Origin of the sequence: Microbacterium sp. NPDC056044, assembly GCF_042267145.1 — a bacterium.
In the GTDB taxonomy this organism is placed as follows: domain Bacteria; phylum Actinomycetota; class Actinomycetes; order Actinomycetales; family Microbacteriaceae; genus Microbacterium.
The window spans coordinates 196,295-218,076 of record NZ_JBHJWZ010000006.1; the positions used below are offsets into that span (position 1 = coordinate 196,295).

Here is a 21,782-nt window from a genome sequence, read left to right on the forward strand (position 1 = left end):
TTTGTTGTCGTGTGGGCGGCAAGAGTGCGACGGTATCGGACTGCGGGGAGGTGTGGTGGTGGCTGCGCGGCTTCCTTCGGCGCCTCCGATCCTCCCGGGGCTGGCCTACATCCGCCCGCTCGGCTCGGGCGGCTTCGCCGACGTCTTCCTGTACGAGCAGGACATGCCGCGCCGCAACGTCGCCGTGAAGGTGATGCCCAGCGACGTGCGCGACCCCGAGCTCAGACGCATGTTCAACGCCGAGGCCGACGTGCTCGCGCACCTGTCGGCGCACCCGTCGATCGTGACGGTGTACCAGGCGAGCATCTCGGCCGACGGCCGCCCGTACATCGTCATGGAGTACTGCCCGGGCTCGCTCGCGCAGCGGTACCGGGTCGAGCGACTCCCCGTGGAGGAGGTGCTCGCGATCGGCGTGCGCATGGCGAGCGCGCTGGAGTCGGCGCACCGCGCAGGCCTCATCCACCGCGACGTCAAGCCGAGCAACATCCTCATCACCACGTTCGGCACACCGGTGCTCGCGGACTTCGGCATCTCGGCCTCGCTGCAGCGCAAGAGCGGCGGCGAGGTGCTGGCGATGTCGATCCCGTGGAGCGCCCCCGAGGTCGTCGCCGAGCAGACCAGCGGCACAGTGACCAGCGAGGTGTGGAGCATCGGCGCCACGGTGTACTCGCTGCTGGCGGGCCACAGCCCGTTCGAGCGCCGTGAGCGCGGCCAGAACACCAAGGAGCTGCTGCGCAAGCGCATCGCGCGCGCCAGCTATGTCGAGATCCCGCGGGCCGACGTTCCGGCGTCGCTGCAGTCCGTGCTCGCGACCGCGATGAGCCGCGATCCGGGGCGTCGCTACGACTCCGCGCGTGCGTTCGGCGAGGCGCTGCGCGAGGTGCAGTCCGGGCTCGGCCTGTCGCCGACGCCCCTCGAGATCCCCGATGCGGAGTGGTCCCCAGCATCCGCCCCCGTCGATTTCAGCGATTCGGCGCTCCGCGGGCCCGCGCGTTCGCGCGTGGAGCGCGACCTCACCCGCAAGAGCCACGCCGGCACCGGCGTGGCGCAGCTCGCCCGCGACGAGGACACCGAGATCTCGGCGCCCGCCCGCCGGCGCGGACGTGCGCGTGCCCTGCTGCCGTGGGCCATCGGCATCGGGGCGGGCCTCGTCGCCGGCGCCGGCGCGGTCGTCGTGGCGCTGATGGCCGCGGGGGTCCTCTGATGCGACGGGGCACGATCACCGGCCTCGTCGCCGCCGGAGCGGTGGTGGTCACCGTCATCGGCATCAGCATCGTGTGGCCCGGGCTCGACGCCCAGGAGACGCCCGACGTCGACACCGCGGTGTGGGCGCTGCAGACAGGCGATGGCCGCCGCTACGCCCGCGTGAACACGTCGGTCGGCGAGCTCGACACCGTCCGCAGCATCAACAATCCCGACCAGGTGGTGCAGACAGGGGATGCCGCGTACCTCTTCAGCGACAGCTACTCGACGCTCACGCGCATCGACGCCGCGATGCCCGCAGATCTCGACGAGGAGGCGCTGGAGTCCTCGCAGAAGACCCCGGCCGGCACGACCGAGGCGGTGACCGCGGGGGACTGGGTCGCCTACCTCACCGACTCGGGCGCCCTCTACGCCGGGCGCCTGTCGGGCGGGGACGCCACCAAGCTGGACCCGTACCCGTCCGACGACGAGAGCGCGCCCCAGTACACCGCCGATGCCATCGCCGTCGACACCCGCGGCATGCTGTTCGCCTACTCCCGCGCCGACGGCTCGGTGCTGCGGTACGACATCGGCGCGGGGGATGCGCGCGGTCGCGACGTCTTCGACCCCGAAGGTCTGTCGACTCCGGCCATCACCGCAGCCGGTGACGCGTGGGCTGTCGTCGACACTGAGGACGGCGACGTCTGGCTGCGGGGCCAGAGCGCCGTCGCGAAGGCGCCGGTCACGGGTGCCCTGGTGCTCGGGGCGCCTGACGCCCACGGCTCGGACGTCTACCTCGCCGACGACACCACCCTCGTGCGAGTGCCGGTCGACGGGTCCGGCATGCAGGTCGAGGTGGGCGGCGGCACCGGCGCTGTCGTGGGCACGCCGGCGCAGCCGATCACCCACGACGGCGTGACGTACGCCGCGTGGCTCGGTCAGGGAGACACCGGTGGCCTGCTGTGGCGCTCCGACGAGGGCACCGTCGCGCTCGACTACGACGGCAAGACCATGGGGGACGCCCGCCGCCCGGCATTCGTCGCCGGGTCGTCGACGGTCATCCTCAACGAGACGCGATCGGGCTGGGCCTGGTCGGTGCCCGACGGCGCGCTGATCACGTCGAGCCAGGACTGGACGCTGGACGACCGCACCGATCCGGAAGCCGTCCCGAGCGACGAGCAGCTGCAGGTCGTCCTCGACCCGAAGCCGCCCATCGCGGAGCCCGACGCGTTCGGCGTGCGCGCCGGTGCGCTCGCGACCCTTCCGGTGCTGCTGAACGATCACGATCCGAACGAGGACGTGCTGACGATCGACCCGTCGTCGGTCACCGGGCTCGACCCGGGATTCGGCACCGTGTCGGTCACCGACGACGGCCAGCGGTTCGCCGTGCAGGTCGCACCGAACGCGAGCGGGTCGGCGACCTTCTCGTACGCCGTCACCGACGGCACAGCCGAGAACGGGCTGAACTCGGAGCCCACGACGGTGACGCTCACCGTCGCGGGAGCCGGCGCGGAGTCCGCGCCGGAATGGTGCGGCGTCGAACGCTGCCTCGTGGAGTGGCCCCAGCCGGAGGTCGCACTCGGCGGCACGGTGACGGTGCCGGTGCTGAACGGCTGGGTCGACCCGGAGGGCGACCCGCTGCTGCTGCTGTCCGTCGAGAACCAGACCGGGGTGGGCAGCGTCGCGGCCACGCCCGGCGGCGACGTCGTGTACCAGCACAGCGACGACGGCCAGACCGGCGAGCAGATGATCGAACTGTCGGTCACGGTCGCCGACACGCAGGGGCAGACGGCGGTCAAGTCGCTCGCGGTGCGGGTGTCACCGCAGCCGAAGCTCGCTGTGCAGTCGTTCGCCGTGACCGACACTGTCGCGTCGAGCATCACGGTCGACGTGGCGGACCACGTCACCGGCACCGCGGGCATGCTCTCCCTCGACTCCGTCCGCGTGCTCGACGATGCCGCGGCGACCGCGACCGTCGTGGGCGGCTCGACGTCGTTCGACTTCGCTTCCAAGAACCCCGGCAGCTATCGCGTCGACTTCACCGTGACGGACGGCACGAGCGAGGCGACCGCCACGGCACGGATCACGCTGCTGCCGGCCGACGCCCCTGCACAGCTCGCGACTTCGCCCGTGGTGGCGTTCGTCCACCCGCAGGAGGACGCGACGCTCGAGGTCTTCGACGCCGTCTCGAACCCGACACGCCGCGTGCTGCTGCTCAGCGACGTCGTCGCGCGCGCCGACGACGGCGCCACCCTGTCGGTCGACGCGGTGGGGCAGAACCACCTTCGCGTGTCGGGGACGACGGCGGACGGCAGTCCCGGCCGGCTCGGCACCGTGACGTATCTCGTGAGCGACGGCACCGAGGACGCCGGCTCGAGCGTGCAGGGCCAGGCCACCGTGTACCTGCTGCCGCCGGCTCCCGAACTCGCGCCCATCGCGGTCGACGACACCGTCGTCGTGCGCGCCGGCGCCCAGCTCGACATCCCCGTCCTCGACAACGACATCTCGCCGTCCGGCGGGCGTCCGACGCTCAACCCCGCGTCGGTGGTCTCCTCGACGCCCGAGGCGCTCGCCTTCGCCTCGGGAGACGTGCTGCGCTACCTCGCGCCCGAGGAGCCGGGGGAGTACGGCGTCGACTACTCGGTCTTCACCACCGGCTCGCCCTCTCTCGCCGACGCCGCGACCGTTCGGGTGCAGGTGATCGACGATGACGCCAACCGGGCGCCGACCGCCGACACCATGGAGGGCCGCGTGCTCAGCGGCCAGTCCGCGCAGGTCGAGTTCGACGGCTTCGGCATGGACCCCGACGGCGACGTCGTGACCCTGGACCGCATCGTCGAGCAGCCGCAGCGCGGTGCCGCGACGATCGCCGCGGACGGGGCATCCATCATCTATACCAGCGTTCCCGGCGACAAGGGGCAGGTCTCGTTCCGCTACCGCGTGGTCGACTCGTTCGGCGAGAGCGCCGACGGCACCGTGCGCATCGGCGTGCTCGACGGCGAGGCGAACCCGAGCCCGATCACCTATACCGACTACGTCCAGGTGCAGGCCGGCCAGGGGAACACGATCCGCGTGAGTCCCCTGTCCAACGACGTCGACCCGACGATGGGTGCGCTGACGGTCACGGCCGTCCGTCCGGACGCGCCCACCACGCTCATCGACGGCAGCGAGAACCCGGAGTACGGGCGCCTGAACGACCGCATCCTCGACGTCGACGATGCCACCGTGCTGATCGCGGCGGGCGAAGAACCGACGACGATGTCGTTCCTGTACGACGTCGAGTCATCGTCGGGCAACACCGGTCGCGGGCTCATCGTCGTGCGCGTCGTGCGCGAGAGCGTGCCCGACTTCCCGGTGGTCGCCGACACGAACCTCACGGTCGAGACGCGCGACGACTTCCCGCGCGGGGTCGACGTGCTCGCCGGCAAGGTCGCGTGGTCCGGCGGCGACGTGGACGATCTGACGCTGTCGCTGTGGGGCGAGCCCGAAGGCGTGTCGGTGCGGGGCAGCCAGCTGCGCGGCGAACTGCCGGAGAAGACCCGGCTGATCCCGTTCGCCGTGACCGGCACGAGCACCGCCGGCGAGGATGTCACGTCCTACGGCTTCCTGCGGGTTCCGGGCGACGACGACCTCGCGCTGAGCCTGCGCGCCGGAGCGAAGACTCCCGAGGCCACCGAGCAGGAGTCGACCTCTTTCGACATGGACGATCTCGTCGCCCGCCCGAAGGGGACACGGCTGGAGGTCGACGTCGAGGTCAAGGCCTCCGGCGCCCGCCCTGAGGCGGCCTGCACGGTCGAGTCCGGCACGACGGTGCGCTACGACGCCGGGACCGGCGCCCCCTGGGTGGACGCGTGCCAGGTTCCGGTGCGTCTGGAGGGCCAGGCCGACTGGACATACCTGTCGGTGCCGATCACGGTGAAGCCGCGCGACCCGCAGCCCGAGTTGCGCCCCGCGTCGATCACCGCCGGCCCCGGCGAGACCGCCGCCTACGACCTCAAGACCATGACGACCTGGCAGCTGCGGGCGGACTGGGACGGCATCGCCTACGCGACAGACCACTCCGGCAGCGCGTTCGAGGTCACCCAGAACGGTTCCACCCTCACCGTCACGGGCGCCGACCGCGCTGTGCCGGGCACCGAGGAGGTCGTCATCGTGTCGGTGACGAGCCACCCGGCCGTCGCCCCCGCGCGTCTGATCCTGCGCGTCGGCGCAGCGCCGTCGACCCTCCCGCAGGGCGGCTCGGTCGTGCAGCAGTGCACGCAGGCCTCGGGGTCGTCGTGCGCCATCCCGGTGATCGGCGCGAACGGAGAGGTCAACCCGCTGCCGGGCACCCCGCTCGAGCTCGTCGACGTGCGGTCCACCGGCGCGTGCGCCGGCGTGAGCTTTGCGGTGGCGTCGGCGACCTCCGTCACCGCGTCCTGGACGGGCGACGCCCCCGGGGCGTCGTGCTCGGCCACGTTCTCGGTGCGCGACGCCCAGGGGCGGATCACCAGCTCAGAGCGCGACGGCCGTGTGCTGCTCGACCTGCTCGGCTACCCCAAGGCCCCCGCCAGCGTGTCGCAGGTCGCGTACGCGAACGGCAGCGCCACGCTGCGCGTCGACCCGGGCGAGGCACGGCGCGCGTACCCGGGGCTGACCGGCTTCGTCATCCGCACGAACGGGCAGGAGGTCGCCCGCTGCACCGCCGACGGCGCGTGTCCCGCGATTGCGGCGCCCAACGGTGAGCAGCGGACGTACGAGGCATGGGCGGTCAACTCCGTCGGCGAGTCGAAGTCGAGCGTGCGTGCCGTGGCGTGGGCGTATGACACGCCGTCCGCTCCGTCGAATGTCACGGCAGAGCCGGTGGTGACGAGCGACGGCCAGGGCGGCATCGTTTCGCTGACGATCGACGGCATCGACAGCGCATCCACGGGCAGCCTGGAGATCCGCAGCGACACCGGCGAGACTGCGCGGGTACCGGTCACGGGCAACCGCCCCACGCTGGTCGTGCCCGGGTACCGCGTCGGCACCAACTCACGGACGCAGATCACCGTCACGCCCTACTCGCGCTTCGAGATACCGAACGGACTCGGGGGCAGCCTCGAGGGGCGCGCAGCCACCGTGCTGGCCAATGGCGTGGGCGCGCCGCTCGATCCCACCCTGTCGCTGGAGGCGACGTCGTCGGGAGACGGCACCTCGACCGTGACGGCGACGGCGGGGGCCGTGCCGAACGGCGACGGTTCGACGCTGCTCTACGGCGTCTCGCAGCAGGGGCAGTGCACACCGACCCAGACGGATCGCACGTTCACCTTCCCGGGTCTCGCCGACGGCCAGGAGTATTCGTTCACGATGTGCGTGGCATCCCGGGCGTTCGGGCAGACCTTCGGCACGGCGACCGCCACTGCGACGGTGCGTGCCGAACGGCGACCCGATGCGCCCAGCGGATACACGTTCGTCGTCGGCCCGGTTCCGCGCGAAGGCAGCGGCCGCTTCGAATGGGTGGTGGGATCAGAACCCACCTCACCGGAACGGCCTCCCCGGAACAACGAGGTGCAGTTCTCCGGCTACCCGTCGACGAGGTTCGACAACCCCGACCAGGGCATCCAGGTCTGGTACCGGCACCGCTTCTGGGGCACCGAGTCCGCCCGCGCCAACGTCGTCCCCGCTGCCGGGAGCGCCCCCTTCCAGGTGTGGGCGAACTGGAGCATCGGGGCGTGCGAAGGCGGAACGACCCTGCGGCTCGGCGGCGATTCGTCGTCCGCGAACGGGACCAAGGCGACGATCAGCTGGAGTGACGCGAACGCGGTCTTCAGGTCGAGGAACGGCCGTGAGCTCGCGTACGAAGGCGGGTGGAAGGTGCCGCGAGGCACGGCGAGCATCGAAGGGCTCACATGGACCGCATCGTGGGGCGCATTCGGTCTGAACGATGCGACGAGGACGTTCAACGTCACGAACTGCACGGCCAACGAGCCGCTGCCGACGGGCGTCGTCGCCGGCGCTCCCGGCCACTTCACTCCCGATTTCGCTCGACTCCCCGGCGGCCTGAACGAGCTCAACTCGCTGGGCGCCCTCGGCCAGACGACGGCGTGGACTGAGGGGCAGTACGTCCTCCTCGGCGACGGCACCGGGGCTTACTGGGACGCCACCACGTGGCAGAGCGGCCGTGCCCCCGCGGCCGTCCCCGATCCGCCGACCCCCTGACCGTGAACCGCCGCCGCACGGCCGGCGCCGCGGCATCCACTTCCCTTCCCCGACCCCAAGGAACGACATGACAATCACGCAGGAGCAGGCCGACTGGTTCGCGCAGACGTTCGGGCAGATCGCCGACAACGTCGAGCGCGCCGTGCTCGGCAAGCGCCATGTCGTCGAGCTCGTGCTCACCGCGATGCTGAGCGACGGCCACGTGCTCCTCGAGGACGTCCCGGGGACAGGCAAGACATCGCTGGCGCGGGCGATGGCGCAGTCGGTGCAGGGCACGAACACTCGCATCCAGTTCACGCCCGACCTGCTGCCGAGCGACATCACGGGACTCAGCGTCTACGACCAGAAGGAAGGCGTCTTCGAGTTCCACGCCGGGCCGATCTTCGCGAACATCGTGCTCGCCGACGAGATCAACCGGGCGAGCCCGAAGACGCAGTCCGCGCTCCTCGAGGTGATGGAGGAGGGGCGCGTCACGATCGACGGCGTGTCGCGGGAGGCGGGTGTGCCGTTCCTCGTGCTCGCCACGCAGAACCCGGTGGAGCAGGCCGGCACCTACCGCCTGCCCGAGGCGCAGCTCGACCGCTTCATGATGCGCACGTCGCTGGGCTACCCCGATCACGCAGCGACCGTCCGCATCCTCGACGGCGCCGCCGTCTCGACCGCCGAGCTCACGCCGATCATCACGCCGCAGGCGCTCGTCGGCATGGCCGATCTCGCCGCCGAGGTGTACGTGGACGCGCTCGTGCTCGACTACATCGCGCGCCTGGTCGACAGCACCCGCACGGCCGACGAGGTGCGCCTGGGCGTCAGCATCCGAGGCGCCCTCGCCCTCACACGCGCTGTCCGCACGCGCGCCGCGGCGCAGGGCCGCACCTACGCGACGCCCGACGACGTCAAGACGCTCGCCGTGCCCGTGCTGTCGCACCGCCTCATCCTGCATCCCGAGGCCGAGTTCGACGGCGTCACTCCCGAGACCGTGGTCGGGCAGGTGCTGCTCGACGTGGCGCCGCCCTCGAGGCGCGAAGCGGTATGAGCACCCCCGAGCGCCGCGGCGGCTCCACGACGATGGAGCCTCGCCTCACGCGCACCGTCCAGGTCACCGGCACGACCGGCCGCACGCACGTGACCGCCACGGCCACGAGCGTCGGCGAGTCGCGCCGCGGTCGCGCGTTCGTGCGCGCCGCCGTGTGGTGGACGCGCGTGTGGCGGGCTGCGGGCTCGGGCATCACCACGGCGGCCGAGTGGGCCGCGCAGACGATCCGGCCGGCGGGTGCGCTCGTCGCCGTCGCGGCGACGGTGGGGCTCGTCCTCGGGATCGTGTTCGGCTGGGTCGAGTTCATGGTCGCGGGCGCGGCATCCGTCATCCTCCTGCTCGCCGCCGTGCCGTTCCTCTTCGGCGCCCGCGCGTACGACGTCGACCTGTCGCTGACGCACGAGCGGGTCGTCGCGGGCGAGGGCGTCACGGGCCGCATCGACGTGCGCAACGACGGCCACCGCACGGCGCTGCCGGGCCGCATCGACATCCCCGTCGGCGCCGGGCTGGTCGAGTTCGGCGTGCCGCTGCTGCGCCCGGGTCATGCGGTCGAGCAGCCGCTCGACATCCCGGGCCTCACGCGCGGCATCGTGACGGTCGGTCCCGCGACGACGGTGCGCAGCGACCCGATCGGCATGCTGCGCCGCGAGCACTCCTTCCCCGACGTGCACGACCTCTACGTCCACCCCCGCACGGTGTCGCTGCCGTCGACGAGCGCGGGGCTCATCCGCGATCTCGAGGGCGCGCCGACGCGCCGCCTGGTCGACGCCGACATGTCGTTCCATGCGATCCGCGAGTACGCCCCGGGCGACTCGCGGCGCCAGATCCACTGGCGGTCCACGGCCAAGACCGGGCGGCTCATGGTGCGCCAGTACGAGGAGTCGCGCCGCTCGCGCATGGCCGTGGTCCTCGCCGTCGCCGAGGCCGAGTACGCGGATGCCGACGAGTTCGAACTGGCCGTGTCGTGCGCGGCGTCGCTCGGCCTCCGCGCCGTCCACGACGCCCGCGACGTGCAGATCGTGACCGGGTCCGAGATCCCGCGGGTCGTGCGGGGCAGGCTCCGGGCGATCCAGCACATCCCTGCGGTGGCGCCCCGCCCCATGCTGGACGGCTTCAGCGGCGTCGACCTTCTCGAGAGCACGATGGCGGTGGGCGAGGTGTGCCGGCTCACCGCCGAGTCGGGCGAGCGGCTCTCGATCGCGTTCGTCGTGGTGGGCTCGCGCGTGCCGCTCACGCGGCTGCAGCAGGCGGCTCTCGCGTTCCCCGCCGACACCGCGGTGGTGGGCGTCATCTGCGACGAGCGCGCGCACCCGCGGATGCAGCCGCTCTCGGGCATGACGGTGCTCACCGTCGGCACCCTCGAAGACCTCTCGGGCCTGCTGCTCAGGGGAGCGGCATCGTGAGCGGGCCCATCCCGGTGATGGGGCGGATGGATGCTGCGCCCCGCGGCGCCGCCGACACCCCGGGGCTGCGCGCATCGAGGCTCGTCGCCCGCGTGTGGGTCGGCGCAGGGTTCGCCGCGGTGATCGCCGTCGTCGCCGCCGTGGCGGCGTGGCCCATCTACCGCTCGGGAACCTTCGCCCTCCTCGCCGTCGCCGGCACCCTCGTGGGCGGCGGGATCGCGGCGATCGGGTGGTGGCGGCGCTGGACCGGGTGGACGGTCGCCGGCGCCCTGGCCCTCGCGATCCTGATCCTCGGCGTGCCCCTCGCGGTGCCGTCGCGCCTCGGCGCTCCCGACGACCTGGTGCGCGGCCTCGGCGAGCTCGCGAGCGGGCTCGTGCTGGGCTGGAAGGATCTCGTCACCGTCGAGCTGCCGGTCGGCTCGTATCGCAACCTGCTCGTGCCCGCGCTCGTCGTCTTCCTCGTCGGCACCTGCACGGTGCTGCTCCTGGCGTGGCGCGAGGACCGCGCCGCGTACGCCGCGGTGCCGGTGGCCCTCGGCATGGTCACGTTCGGGCTCTTCTTCGGCCGCACCACCGTGAGTGCCCCGCTCGAGCTCGGCCCGGTCTTCCTCTACGCGCCCGTCGAGACGGCGGTCGGTGTCGCGGGCCTCGTGGCGTGCCTGCTGTGGCTGGCCTGGCGCACGCACGACGAGCGCGTCCGCGCGCTGCAGCGGGCTGCGGCGTCCAGCGGCGTCCGCATCTCGCGTCGCCCCTCGGCGGCCGACCGCCGCCGCACCGCACTCGGTGCCGGCATGGTGGCGGTGGCGCTCGCGATCGCCGTCGCAGTGGTGCCCTTCGCGGCGCGCGGCGCGGACCGCGAGGTGCTGCGTTCGGCCGTGGGGCCCGACATCGACCTGTCGGCCGAGGTGAGCCCGCTGTCGCAGTACCGCGCGCTGTTCGCCGACAGCCGCGCCGACGACGTGCTGTTCACGGTCGAGCCCGTCGTGACCGACGGCGTGGTGGGCATGCTCCCCGAGCGCGTGCGCCTCGCGACCCTCGATGCCTATGACGGCGAGGTGTTCCGTTCGGGCGGCGAGGGAGCTGTCGACGCCGGCCGCTTCATCCGGGTGCCGTCGGCGCTCGACGCCGGCGAGGGCACGCCGGTCGCGGCGCGCATCGAGGTCGACGCGTGGGACGGCATCTGGATGCCGACCGCCGGCCGTCTCGAGGCCGTCGCGTTCGACGGCGACCGGGCCGCGTCGCTCGCCGACCGCTTCTACTACAACTCCGCCGCGTCGGCGGGAGTGCAGACCGCCGGGGGAGGGTTCGAGCCGGGCGACGCGTTCGTGGTGCGCGGCATCGAGCCCGACGCCCCGCGGCTCGCCGAGCTGGACGCGCCCGGCAGCCCGGGCGGCGTCGCCGCGCCGGACAGCCTTCGCACGTGGCTCGACGAGCATGCCGTCGGGTCCGGCGGCGCCGCCCTCGACAGCGCGGTCGCGCTGCTCCGTGAGCGCGGCTACCTCAGCCACGGCCTCACCGAGGGCTCCGAGGGCTCCGGGGAGCCGGCGTGGGTGGCGGCGCTCCCCGACTACGCGTTCCAGCCCAGCGCCTCGGGCCACTCGCTCGCCCGCGTCGACACGATGTTCGCGCGACTGCTCGAACGCGAGACCGACCCCAAGGCCGTGGCTTCCGGCAACTTCGTCGCCGCGATCGGCGACGACGAGCAGTTCGCCGTCGCGGTGGCGCTCATGGCCCGCGAGCTCGGCTTCCCGTCCCGCGTGGTGCTGGGCGCGCGGCTGGCCGCAGCGGAGCCCGGGCTCTCGACGTGCGACGAAGGCGCCTGCCGCGCGCAGGATCTCACCGCATGGACCGAGGTGCAGTCGGCCGCCGGCGACTGGGTCGCGATCGACGTGACCCCGCAGTACGCCCAGTCGCCCAGCCTCGACACCACCGAGCAGCGCGACCCCGAGAACGTCACGGAGGTGCGGCCCGACGAGATCGAGGAGGTCGTGCCGCCCGAGCCCATGCAGGAGGACTCGGCCGCCGACCGACCTGCCGACGAGGACGACGGCACCGACCTGGCGTGGCTCTGGCCGATGCTGCGGATCGGCGGCATCGCGCTGCTGGTGCTGGTGCTCGCGCTCGGCCCGTTCCTCATCGTGATCGGGACGAAGGCCGCACGCCGCCGGTCCCGTCGTCGCACCGGCACGCCCGCCACCCGCGTCGCGGGCGGCTGGGACGAGTACGTCGACGCGGCGCTCGACACCGGCCGCGCAGCATCCCGCACCGCCACCCGCTCCGAGCTCGCCGCGGCCTTCGCGACTCCCGCCGGAGCCGCCCTCGCGCAGGGCGCCGACCGCGCCGTCTTCTCGCACGCGGACCTCTCGGCCGACGAGTCCCGGCGATACTGGGAGGCGGTCGACGCGGAGCGGCGCGCCCTGCGACGTGAGCGCGGTTTCTGGCGCGGAGCGCTTGCGACCGTATCGTTGAGATCGTTGTTCCGCCCGACGGCGCCCGAAAAGGGCGGCCGCACGCGATTCGCAGAGAGGGGGAGACGACGGGCCGAGCCCGCGCGTCCCATGCCATGAACGCCACTGATGCCACCGCAGCCGTCGTCGGCACCCTGTTCATCCTGCTGCTGTCCGCCGGTCTCTACGTGTGGACCGCGCTCGCGCTGTCGGCGGTGTTCCGCAAGTCCGGCGTCGAGGCCTGGAAGGCGTGGGTGCCGGTCCTCAACACCGTCGTCGTCCTCCAGCTGGCGGGCCTGTCGCCCTGGCTCGTGATCCTCATGTTCGTCCCGGTCGTGGGCCTCGTCTTCCTCGCGGTCTGGGCGATCGCGCTGTACCGCGTGAACGTCGCCTTCGGCTTCGGCCCCGGCATGACGGTGCTCGCCTTCCTGGCCTTCCCGGTCTGGGCGTCCGTCGTCGGCTGGGGGAGTGCGCGCTGGGTCGGACGGGAGACGGATGCTTCGTCCCCCGCTTCCTTCGGCGCAGGCGTCCGTCGTACGTCGGCCGAGGCGGCGTCGATCCCGCCGCTGCCGCAGTTCACCACACCCGGTGCGCCGACCGGGGCCTCTGAGGCGTACCCGTCAGCGCCGTCGGCCGCCGGTGCGGCGTACCCTCCGGCGCCGACCAGCGCCGGCGCCGGGTTCGCACCGCCGCCCGCATCCGCTCCTCCGGCCGGCGTGCCGACGCAGGTCGGGCCCGCGCCCGTGCCGCGGCCGATGCCCGACTCCGCCGCGGACGCCGCACCGGCGGCGGCCATCCCTCCGGCAGCCGCCGCGCCGACCGCTTCCGTCGCACCGGCCGCCGAGGCATCCGTTCCCTCCTCCGCGCCCGATGCCGCGCCGTCGGTCGCCGGCTGGACGCCGCCGCCGCTGCCCGGCCGGCCCGTCGCCGCTTCGCCCGCCGACGTGAGCAGGAACGGCTCGGGCGACGCCGACCCGTGGCAGGGCTTCGCGCTCGACGGCGTCGACCTGAGCGCCGAGGTCACCGGGGCTGTGCCCGGTGCGCCGGCGCCGATCTCGGCGGTGCCCGCGACGCCGCTCGCGTCCGTTCCTCCCGTCGCCTCGGTCACGCCCGGCGGCGGTCCCGCCCGCAGCACCGCCGAGCCCTTCGTCGCGCCCGAGACCGCCACCACCGGCGAGGACGGCATCACACGGCCGCCCGTCACGCGCGTGCCGGCCGCGCCCGCGGCGGGCGACGAGCGCGAGCCCTGGGCGCCCGCGCGCTCCCCGATGAACGAGGCCGAGGCGTTCCCCGAGATCTCAGGCCCCGTGTCGGCGATCCACGGCGCGCCGGACGCCGGCTCGCCGCGCTCGGCGCGGTCGTCGGTGTCGGCGTTCCACGCCAAGCCCGAGATCCCCGACGAGCACGAGATCCTCGAGCAGACGGTCATCGCCCGCCGGAAGCGCACCGACTGGTCGATCGTGCCGCCGAGCGGTGAGCCCGTCGCGCTCTCTTCGGAGATCGTGATCCTGGGTCGCCGGCCGGCCGCCGACCCGGCGCACCCGGGCGCACAGCTGGTCTCGATCCAGGACGGCACGGTGTCGAAGACGCATGCGCGCCTGCGGCTGCGTGACGACAAGTGGTACGTCACCGACCTCGGCTCCACCAACGGCGTGCTGTTCGCCACCGTGATGGGCACCGAGGTCGAGGCGCCTCCCGGCGAGGAGGTGGAGGCGGGCGACCGGTTCCTGCTGGGCGACGCCGAGGTCCGGCTGCGGCGGAGCAACGGGTGATCGATCCGGACGACGAGCGCACGGCCCTGTCGCGGCGCTCGGCGCCGGCGCCGGCCCCCGCGGCGGGGCCCCGCGCCGACGCCGACGACGCCCTCGACGACCGCACGCTCCCCTCGCGACGCGGTGGCCGTCGCGCCGCGGGAGCGGCCGACCGGGCCCCCGATCTGCCGGTCGACCTCGACGCGACCGCCGTCTCGTCGCGCTCGAGCGCGTCGTCCGAGACGGGGCTGCCGATGCCGGCGGCGACATCCGACAGCGGGATCCCGACGCAGGCGGCGACCGCGTCCGCGCAGCCCGGCCCGCGCCGCGGTGCGCACACGCCGGAGGACCCGCGGTCAGGCGCGACGATCGTCGCGCGCGGCCGCCGCGGCCCCGTGACGGCCGACCCCCGGACGGCAGAGGGCGAGCGGCCGGCCACGGATGCCCCCGCCCCGCTCGGACGGGTCGCCCACCGTCCCGAGGCCGAGCGCGTCGTCTACCCGGCCCGCGCGGTCCCGCCGACGACGGTGCCGCGCGGCGAGCCCGCCCGGCGCGAGCCGCAGCAGTACGTCGACACCGCCGCCGCCGACGCGGCCCGTCGCCGGCGCCGCCGGCGCCGCGCGATCGCGGTCGTGGCCGCGGCATCCGTCCTCCTCGTCGCGGGAGCGATCCTGCTCGTCGTCCTGGTGACCGGCGGCTGACGCACGCTCCCGAGCGCGGTATCGGCCGTGTCGCGGCGTGTCGCCAGCCTGTTGGGCGTGCGACGTGCTTCCGCGTTTGCCCGACCTCCGAAACCCACGTATCATGGATCGGGTGTGCGCTCACGCGCGCCGTCGACCGTGCCTCGGTGCGGAAAGCGGTGCGAGCGCCGCATCTCAGGGAACGGCCTGCGAACAGGCCACCCCCACGGCATACCCACCAACGAAAAGCGTGACAGTCATTCTGGCGCGTCGGTGGGTCAGCGTGAGCCCGCAGCGTCACGAATCGCAAGATCCGGATGCGGCGGGGGAGACCACGACGCTGTCACCGTGCAGCACAACAAGGAGAGAACGTGCCAACCATTCAGCAGTTGGTTCGCAAGGGTCGCTCGCCCAAGGTCTCGAAGACCAAGGCGCCGGCGCTCAAGGCGAACCCGCAGCAGGCGGGTGTCTGCACCCGCGTGTACACGACCACGCCCAAGAAGCCGAACTCGGCGATGCGCAAGGTCGCCCGTGTCAAGCTCCGCAACGGCACCGAGGTCACCGCCTACATCCCCGGCGAGGGCCACAACCTGCAGGAGCACTCGCTCGTGCTGGTCCGCGGCGGTCGTGTGAAGGACCTCCCCGGTGTCCGCTACAAGATCGTCCGCGGTGCGCTCGACACCCAGGCAGTCAAGAACCGTAAGCAGGCTCGCAGCCGCTACGGCGCGAAGAAGGGCTGAGAAAGATGCCTCGTAAGGGACCCGCCCCGAAGCGCCCCGTCGTCAACGACCCGGTCTACGGCGCACCGATCGTCAGCCAGCTCGTGAACAAGATCCTCGTCGACGGCAAGAAGTCGCTCGCCGAGTCGATCGTGTACAACGCCCTCAAGGGTGTCGAGGCGAAGAACGGCCAGGACGCCGTCGCCACGCTCAAGAAGGCGCTCGACAACGTGCGCCCGACCCTCGAGGTCAAGTCGCGCCGCGTCGGTGGCTCGACCTACCAGGTGCCGGTCGAGGTCAAGCCTCACCGCGCCAACACGCTCGCCCTCCGCTGGCTCGTGAGCTACGCCAAGGGTCGTCGTGAGAAGACGATGACCGAGCGCCTCCAGAACGAGATCCTGGACGCCTCGAACGGCCTCGGTGCCGCGGTCAAGCGCCGCGAAGACACCCACAAGATGGCCGAGTCGAACCGCGCCTTCGCGCACTACCGCTGGTAACCAGCATTCCCGCCGCTCCTGCGACCCGCGGGAGCGGCGGGCCCGCTACCACCTTCAACAGCTAAGGACACCCCGTGGCACAAGAAGTGCTCACCGACCTCAACAAGGTCCGCAACATCGGCATCATGGCGCACATCGATGCCGGCAAGACGACGACGACCGAGCGCATCCTGTTCTACACGGGCGTCAACCACAAGATCGGCGAGACGCACGACGGCGCTGCCACCACCGACTGGATGGAGCAGGAGCAGGAGCGCGGCATCACGATCACGTCGGCCGCCGTCACGTGCTTCTGGAACAAGAACCAGATCAACATCATCGACACGCCCGGCCACGTCGACTTCACGGTCGAGGTCGAGCGGTCGCTGCGCGTCCTCGACGGCGCGGTCGCCGTCTTCGACGGCAAGGAGGGCGTCGAGCCCCAGTCCGAGACCGTGTGGCGTCAGGCCGACAAGTACGACGTGCCCCGCATCTGCTTCGTCAACAAGATGGACAAGCTGGGCGCCGACTTCTACTTCACGGTCGACACCATCGTCAACCGCCTGAAGGCCAAGCCGCTCGTGCTCCAGCTGCCCATCGGCTCTGAGAGCGACTTCGTCGGCGTCATCGACCTCGTCGAGATGCGCGCGCTCGTGTGGCCCGGCGACGCCAAGGGCGACGTGACCATGGGCGCCAAGTACGAGATCCAGGAGATCCCGGCCGACCTCGCCGACAAGGCCGCGGAGTACCGCGAGATCCTGCTCGAGACGGTGGCCGAGTCCGACGAGGAGCTTCTCGAGAAGCACTTCGGCGGCGAGGAGCTCACGGTCGCCGAGATCAAGGCAGCGATCCGCAAGCTCACCATCGCCTCGGAGCTCTACCCCGTGCTCTGCGGCTCGGCGTTCAAGAACCGCGGCGTGCAGCCGATGCTCGACGCGGTCGTGGACTACCTCCCGTCGCCCCTCGACGTCCCCGCCATCGAGGCGAAGGACCCGAAGGACGAAGAGATCATCATCGAGCGTCACGCGGACCGCGACGAGCCGTTCGCGGCGCTCGCGTTCAAGATCGTGACGCACCCCTTCTTCGGTCGCCTGACCTACATCCGCGTCTACTCGGGTCACCTCGACTCGGGTGCCCAGGTCGTCAACGCGACCAAGGGCAAGAAGGAGCGCATCGGGAAGATCTTCCAGATGCACGCCAACAAGGAGATGCCGGTCGACTCGGTCACCGCCGGTCACATCTACGCGGTTATCGGCCTCAAGGACACCACCACCGGTGACACCCTGGCCGACAGCGCCAACCAGGTCGTCCTCGAGTCGATGACGTTCCCGGAGCCGGTCATCGAGGTCGCCATCGAGCCGAAGACCAAGGCCGACCAGGAGAAGCTGGGTCTCGCGATCCAGAAGCTCGCCGAAGAGGACCCGACGTTCCGCGTCGAGCAGAACGCCGAGACCGGCCAGACGGTCATCAAGGGCATGGGCGAGCTGCACCTCGACATCCTCGTGGACCGCATGAAGCGCGAGTTCAAGGTCGAGGCCAACGTCGGAAAGCCCCAGGTGGCGTACCGCGAGACGATCAAGAAGGCCGTCGAGCGTCACGACTACACCCACAAGAAGCAGACCGGTGGTTCGGGTCAGTTCGCGAAGATCCAGTTCGCGCTCGAGCCCCTCGAGGTCACGGCCGACAAGACGTACGAGTTCGAGAACAAGGTCACCGGTGGCCGCATCCCGCGCGAGTACATCGAGCCGACCAACCAGGGCTTCCAGGACGCCATGAACGTCGGCGTGCTCGCCGGCTACCCCATGGTGGGCGTGAAGGCCATCCTCATGGACGGTGCGTCGCACGACGTCGACTCCTCCGAGATGGCGTTCAAGATCGCGGGCTCCATGGGCTTCAAGGAGGCCGTCCGCAAGGCGAACCCCGTCATCCTCGAGCCGCTCATGGCGGTCGAGGTGCGTACTCCCGAGGAGTACATGGGCGACGTCATCGGCGACCTGAACTCGCGTCGTGGCCAGATCCAGTCGATGGAGGACGCCCAGGGCGTCAAGGTCGTCCGTGCGCTGGTGCCGCTGTCCGAGATGTTCGGCTACATCGGCGACCTGCGTTCGAAGACCTCGGGCCGCGCCGTCTACTCGATGGAGTTCGACAGCTACGCCGAGGTTCCTCGTGCCGTGGCCGACGAGATCGTCCAGAAGGTCAAGGGCGAGTAACCCTTTTCCGTCGGGATGCCTCGGTGACGAGGCATCCCGACGGCACAACTTCACACAGAATCAACAGAACCGTCTCTACTAAGGTGGAGATATCCCCGTAGACGACCGGCGCACACCAGCGCCCGGAACCTCTACACGAACGTCCTGAGGAGGACCCAGTGGCTAAGGCCAAGTTCGAGCGCACCAAGCCGCACGTGAACATCGGAACGATCGGTCACGTCGACCACGGCAAGACCACGCTCACCGCCGCAATCTCGAAGGTGCTCGCCGACACGTACCCGTCGGCCACCAACGTGCAGCGCGACTTCGCGTCGATCGACTCGGCTCCCGAGGAGCGTCAGCGCGGTATCACGATCAACATCTCGCACGTCGAGTACGAGACCCCGAAGCGTCACTACGCCCACGTCGACGCCCCGGGTCACGCCGACTACATCAAGAACATGATCACCGGTGCCGCTCAGATGGACGGCGCGATCCTCGTGGTCGCCGCCACCGACGGCCCGATGGCTCAGACGCGTGAGCACGTGCTGCTCGCCAAGCAGGTCGGCGTGCCCTACCTGCTCGTCGCGCTGAACAAGTCGGACATGGTCGACGACGAGGAGATCCTGGAGCTCGTCGAGCTCGAGGTCCGCGAGCTCCTCTCGTCGCAGGACTTCGACGGTGACAACGCTCCGGTCGTCCGCGTCTCGGGCCTCAAGGCTCTCGAGGGCGACGCCGAGTGGACCGCGAAGATCCTCGAGCTCATGGAGGCGGTCGACGCGTCGATCCCCGACCCGGTGCGTGACAAGGACAAGCCGTTCCTCATGCCCATCGAGGACGTCTTCACCATCACCGGCCGTGGCACGGTCGTCACGGGCCGCGCCGAGCGTGGCACGCTGGCCATCAACTCCGAGGTCGAGATCGTGGGTCTGCGCCCGACGCAGAAGACGATCGTCACCGGTATCGAGATGTTCCACAAGCAGCTCGACGAGGCCTGGGCCGGCGAGAACTGCGGTCTGCTCCTGCGCGGCACCAAGCGTGACGACGTCGAGCGCGGCCAGGTCGTCGTGAAGCCCGGTTCGGTCACCCCGCACACCAACTTCGAGGGCACGGCGTACATCCTGTCCAAGGAGGAGGGCGGCCGTCACAACCCGTTCTTCACGAACTACCGTCCGCAGTTCTACTTCCGCACCACCGACGTCACCGGCGTCATCACGCTGCCCGAGGGCACCGAGATGGTCATGCCCGGCGACACCACCGACATGACGGTCGAGCTGATCCAGCCGATCGCCATGGAGGAGGGCCTCGGCTACGCCATCCGTGAGGGTGGCCGCACCGTCGGCGCCGGCACGGTCACGAAGATCATCAAGTAAGTCTTCTGACTCACTGACGAACGCCCCCGAGCTTCGGCTCGGGGGCGTTCGGCATTCCCGCCGGCGCGCAGATTCGGCTCACTCGCGCGAACGATCGAGGCTGACCTCGATCGATCATGTCACCCAGCTCCGGCATCGAGACCGGCCGCCGCGTTGACCGCCTCTGCGAGGTAGGGGCCCAGGCTCTGAGAGTACGTTGCGGTGATGTGGTGCTGGTCCCGGTAGACCAGGACGTTGCCGATCACGGCTGGGCACGAATCGTTCGCACAGTAGGCGGCCGACATGTCGATCGCCGATCCGCCGGGCCCGGCAAGGGCGGCAGCGGCTGCGAAGGGATCGTTGCGCGAGAACGCGGCGGTCGGGGGCATCTCACAGGCGGAACCGGGCATCTGGTCCGTCGCGCTCTGAACGCAGGACTCCATATCGTCCGTCAGGTACGGGTTGTCGACCACCGCGACGACGTGTGCGCCCGCGGCGATGGCTGGAGCCCACGTGTCGGCCAGGCGCTGAGCGGTTGCGGAGGCCTCCTCTGGCGTGCGGTCCTGCCGGACCTGAGTAGTGAGGATCACGTCGTAGCCGCCCGACACCAGCATGTCGTCCAGCGACCGCTGGTAGGACTCGCGGGCATCGCCCTCGCTGGGCTTGACCCAGTTGCCGCCGTTCGCAACGAAGACGTCCAGCTGCCAGCCGAGCCCATCCAGGAGCGGGAGCAGACCCGGAACCAGCATCGCGCCATGGGAGTCACCCACGAGCGCAACCCGGAGCGCGGACGGGGACGCGCTGCCGTACCGGCAGTCGGTGCGGACCTCGGAGTTCGGAGCGGTCACGCTGCTCTTCGATAGGTAGCAGCCGAACGCTCCGTCGGTGTCGTCTCCACGGGCTGCAAGCGACGGCGTCAGCGTGCCGGCGAATTCTGGATCGGAGCAGGGCGCATCGGCAGACAAGAGCGCGCCCGCTCCGAAGCAGGATGCGCCGTCGGCGACCTCCTCGTCGATGCGAGCCTGTTCGGCGACGGTCTCGGCTCGGATCGAGGCGATCATCGCCCATGGACCGCCGATGAAGAAAAGCATGCCGGTGAGCATGAACGCGTATACGGGCAGGCGTCTCGACCAGAGAGTGGGGATGGCTCTTGGGGGGGATGGCGCAGCGGTCGCGTCGACGACCATCTCCGACGACATGCCCTTCTGCGCACCGACCGTTGCACGTTCTCTACGCATCGCTGCCGCACCCCGTCGGATGCGAGGGATACGCGTGACCCGACGGGCGGGGTCTTCGACGAAGGCCTTGGTGAGGGTGGCGAGGAGCAGCGTCGCGCCGAGGACGAGGATGCCCGTCATGAAGTCACTGTCGAGCCCGAGGACGAAGGGGCTGATGATGATCAACGGCCAGTGCCACAGATAGACCGAGTAGGAGATGTCGCCGAGGAACTGGATCGGGCCTGGATGCCAGAGGGCTTGCGGGGACCATGGGTGGTCGTCGTCACCCACCCACAGAAGGAATGCCGTGCCCAGCACCGGCAGCAGAGCGATCCATCCGGGGAAAGGGGTGTCGGCAGTGAAGAGGAGGGCGGAGCCGAGGACCGCGGCAAGGGCGAGCCAGGAGAGGAGCCGGTACGGGGACCATGGCGTGTTGTTCTTCCGGGACCCCGGCGAACCGCGTCTCGGGGCCGGGAGGAGGGCGACCAGGCCACCAGCGGCAAACTCCCACGCGCGGGTGGGGGTGATGAAGTAGGCGAACGGAGGGTTGGTGGCGGTCTCCCACACGGAGAAGGCCAGCGACGCCGCGAAGACGATGGCCAGTGTGATCGAGATGACCAGCAGCCGCGACGTTCTGAACACCTTCTTGGCCAAGAACACCGCCGCAACCACCAGCAGCGGCCACACGACGTAGAACTGCTCCTCCGTCGAGAGCGACCAATAGTGCTGAACCAGGCTGTCGCTGTTCTCGCTCGCGAGGTAATCCGTGGCGTTGAATGCGAGCAGCCAGTTCACGTAGTAGCCCGCCGCGCCGGCGATCTCCTGGAGATTCTGCACGAGGAGGCTTCTGGGGACGACCCACAACGCGAACACGACGCAGAACGCGAGCACCAAGAACGACGCCGGCAACAGGCGACGGATACGCCGGGCCCAGAATCGCGTAACCGACACCGACCCCGTGCGGGCTACCTCCGAGAGCAGATGCGCGGTGATCAGGTAGCCGGACACCACGAAGAACACATCGACGCCGATGTAGCCGCCCTGCAGAGTGTGCGGCCAAAGGTGAAACACCACCACCATGGTCACTGCCAGCGCACGCAGACCTTGGATGTCGAGACGCTTGAGTTGCATCCAAGTCCTCTTGTGGGTGTGG

12 protein-coding genes are annotated in these 21,782 nt (G+C 71.0%); 11 read left to right on the plus strand and 1 reads right to left on the minus strand.

Annotated features, from left to right (window positions below; all coding sequences use genetic code 11):
* Positions 1 to 58 precede the first annotated feature (58 nt).
* From ACFC1I_RS18000 to tuf, 11 genes are all read left to right on the plus strand, one after another.
* Positions 59 to 1,204, plus strand: a complete 1,146-nt coding sequence (locus ACFC1I_RS18000) for a serine/threonine-protein kinase (RefSeq protein ID WP_376012544.1) — start codon at positions 59 to 61, stop codon at positions 1,202 to 1,204.
* Entirely contained in the window at positions 1,204 to 7,362 is a 6,159-nt protein-coding gene (locus ACFC1I_RS18005; protein WP_376012547.1) for an Ig-like domain-containing protein, read from the plus strand. Before ACFC1I_RS18000 ends, ACFC1I_RS18005 begins: the two co-directional genes overlap by 1 nt.
* A gap of 67 nt (positions 7,363 to 7,429) precedes the next feature.
* Entirely contained in the window at positions 7,430 to 8,395 is a 966-nt protein-coding gene (locus tag ACFC1I_RS18010; RefSeq protein ID WP_376012549.1) for an AAA family ATPase, read from the plus strand.
* Positions 8,392 to 9,798, plus strand: coding sequence for a DUF58 domain-containing protein (locus ACFC1I_RS18015; protein ID WP_376012552.1), 1,407 nt, complete (start codon positions 8,392 to 8,394; stop codon positions 9,796 to 9,798). Before ACFC1I_RS18010 ends, ACFC1I_RS18015 begins: the two co-directional genes overlap by 4 nt.
* Complete coding sequence (locus ACFC1I_RS18020) at positions 9,795 to 12,365, plus strand: transglutaminaseTgpA domain-containing protein (RefSeq protein ID WP_376012555.1); 2,571 nt, start codon at positions 9,795 to 9,797, stop codon at positions 12,363 to 12,365. The genes ACFC1I_RS18015 and ACFC1I_RS18020 overlap by 4 nt, the downstream gene beginning before the upstream one ends.
* Positions 12,362 to 14,017, plus strand: a complete 1,656-nt coding sequence (locus ACFC1I_RS18025; protein WP_376012558.1) for a DUF5684 domain-containing protein — start codon at positions 12,362 to 12,364, stop codon at positions 14,015 to 14,017. Before ACFC1I_RS18020 ends, ACFC1I_RS18025 begins: the two co-directional genes overlap by 4 nt.
* Positions 14,014 to 14,697, plus strand: coding sequence for a hypothetical protein (locus ACFC1I_RS18030; RefSeq protein WP_376012561.1), 684 nt, complete (start codon positions 14,014 to 14,016; stop codon positions 14,695 to 14,697). The genes ACFC1I_RS18025 and ACFC1I_RS18030 overlap by 4 nt, the downstream gene beginning before the upstream one ends.
* A 350-nt stretch (positions 14,698 to 15,047) precedes the next feature.
* A complete protein-coding gene (gene rpsL, locus ACFC1I_RS18035; RefSeq protein ID WP_018171438.1) occupies positions 15,048 to 15,416 on the plus strand; it encodes a 30S ribosomal protein S12 in 369 nt (122 codons plus the stop codon).
* Positions 15,417 to 15,421: 5 nt separating this feature from the next.
* Positions 15,422 to 15,892, plus strand: coding sequence for a 30S ribosomal protein S7 (gene rpsG, locus ACFC1I_RS18040; protein WP_042538706.1), 471 nt, complete (start codon positions 15,422 to 15,424; stop codon positions 15,890 to 15,892).
* A 74-nt stretch (positions 15,893 to 15,966) separates the two neighbouring features.
* The gene (fusA, locus tag ACFC1I_RS18045; protein ID WP_376012565.1) at positions 15,967 to 18,081 is read left to right on the plus strand and encodes an elongation factor G; all 2,115 of its coding nucleotides are present in this window, start codon (positions 15,967 to 15,969) and stop codon (positions 18,079 to 18,081) included.
* 158 nt (positions 18,082 to 18,239) lie between these two features.
* Positions 18,240 to 19,433, plus strand: coding sequence for an elongation factor Tu (tuf, locus tag ACFC1I_RS18050; protein WP_045301476.1), 1,194 nt, complete (start codon positions 18,240 to 18,242; stop codon positions 19,431 to 19,433).
* A 119-nt stretch (positions 19,434 to 19,552) separates the two neighbouring features.
* Here the strand turns inward: tuf and ACFC1I_RS18055 are convergent, their stop codons facing one another.
* Positions 19,553 to 21,760 carry an acyltransferase family protein gene (locus ACFC1I_RS18055; protein ID WP_376012569.1) on the minus strand — a complete coding sequence of 736 codons (2,208 nt, stop codon included), beginning with the start codon at positions 21,758 to 21,760 and terminating at the stop codon, positions 19,553 to 19,555.
* Between the last annotated feature and the right edge of the window lie 22 nt (positions 21,761 to 21,782).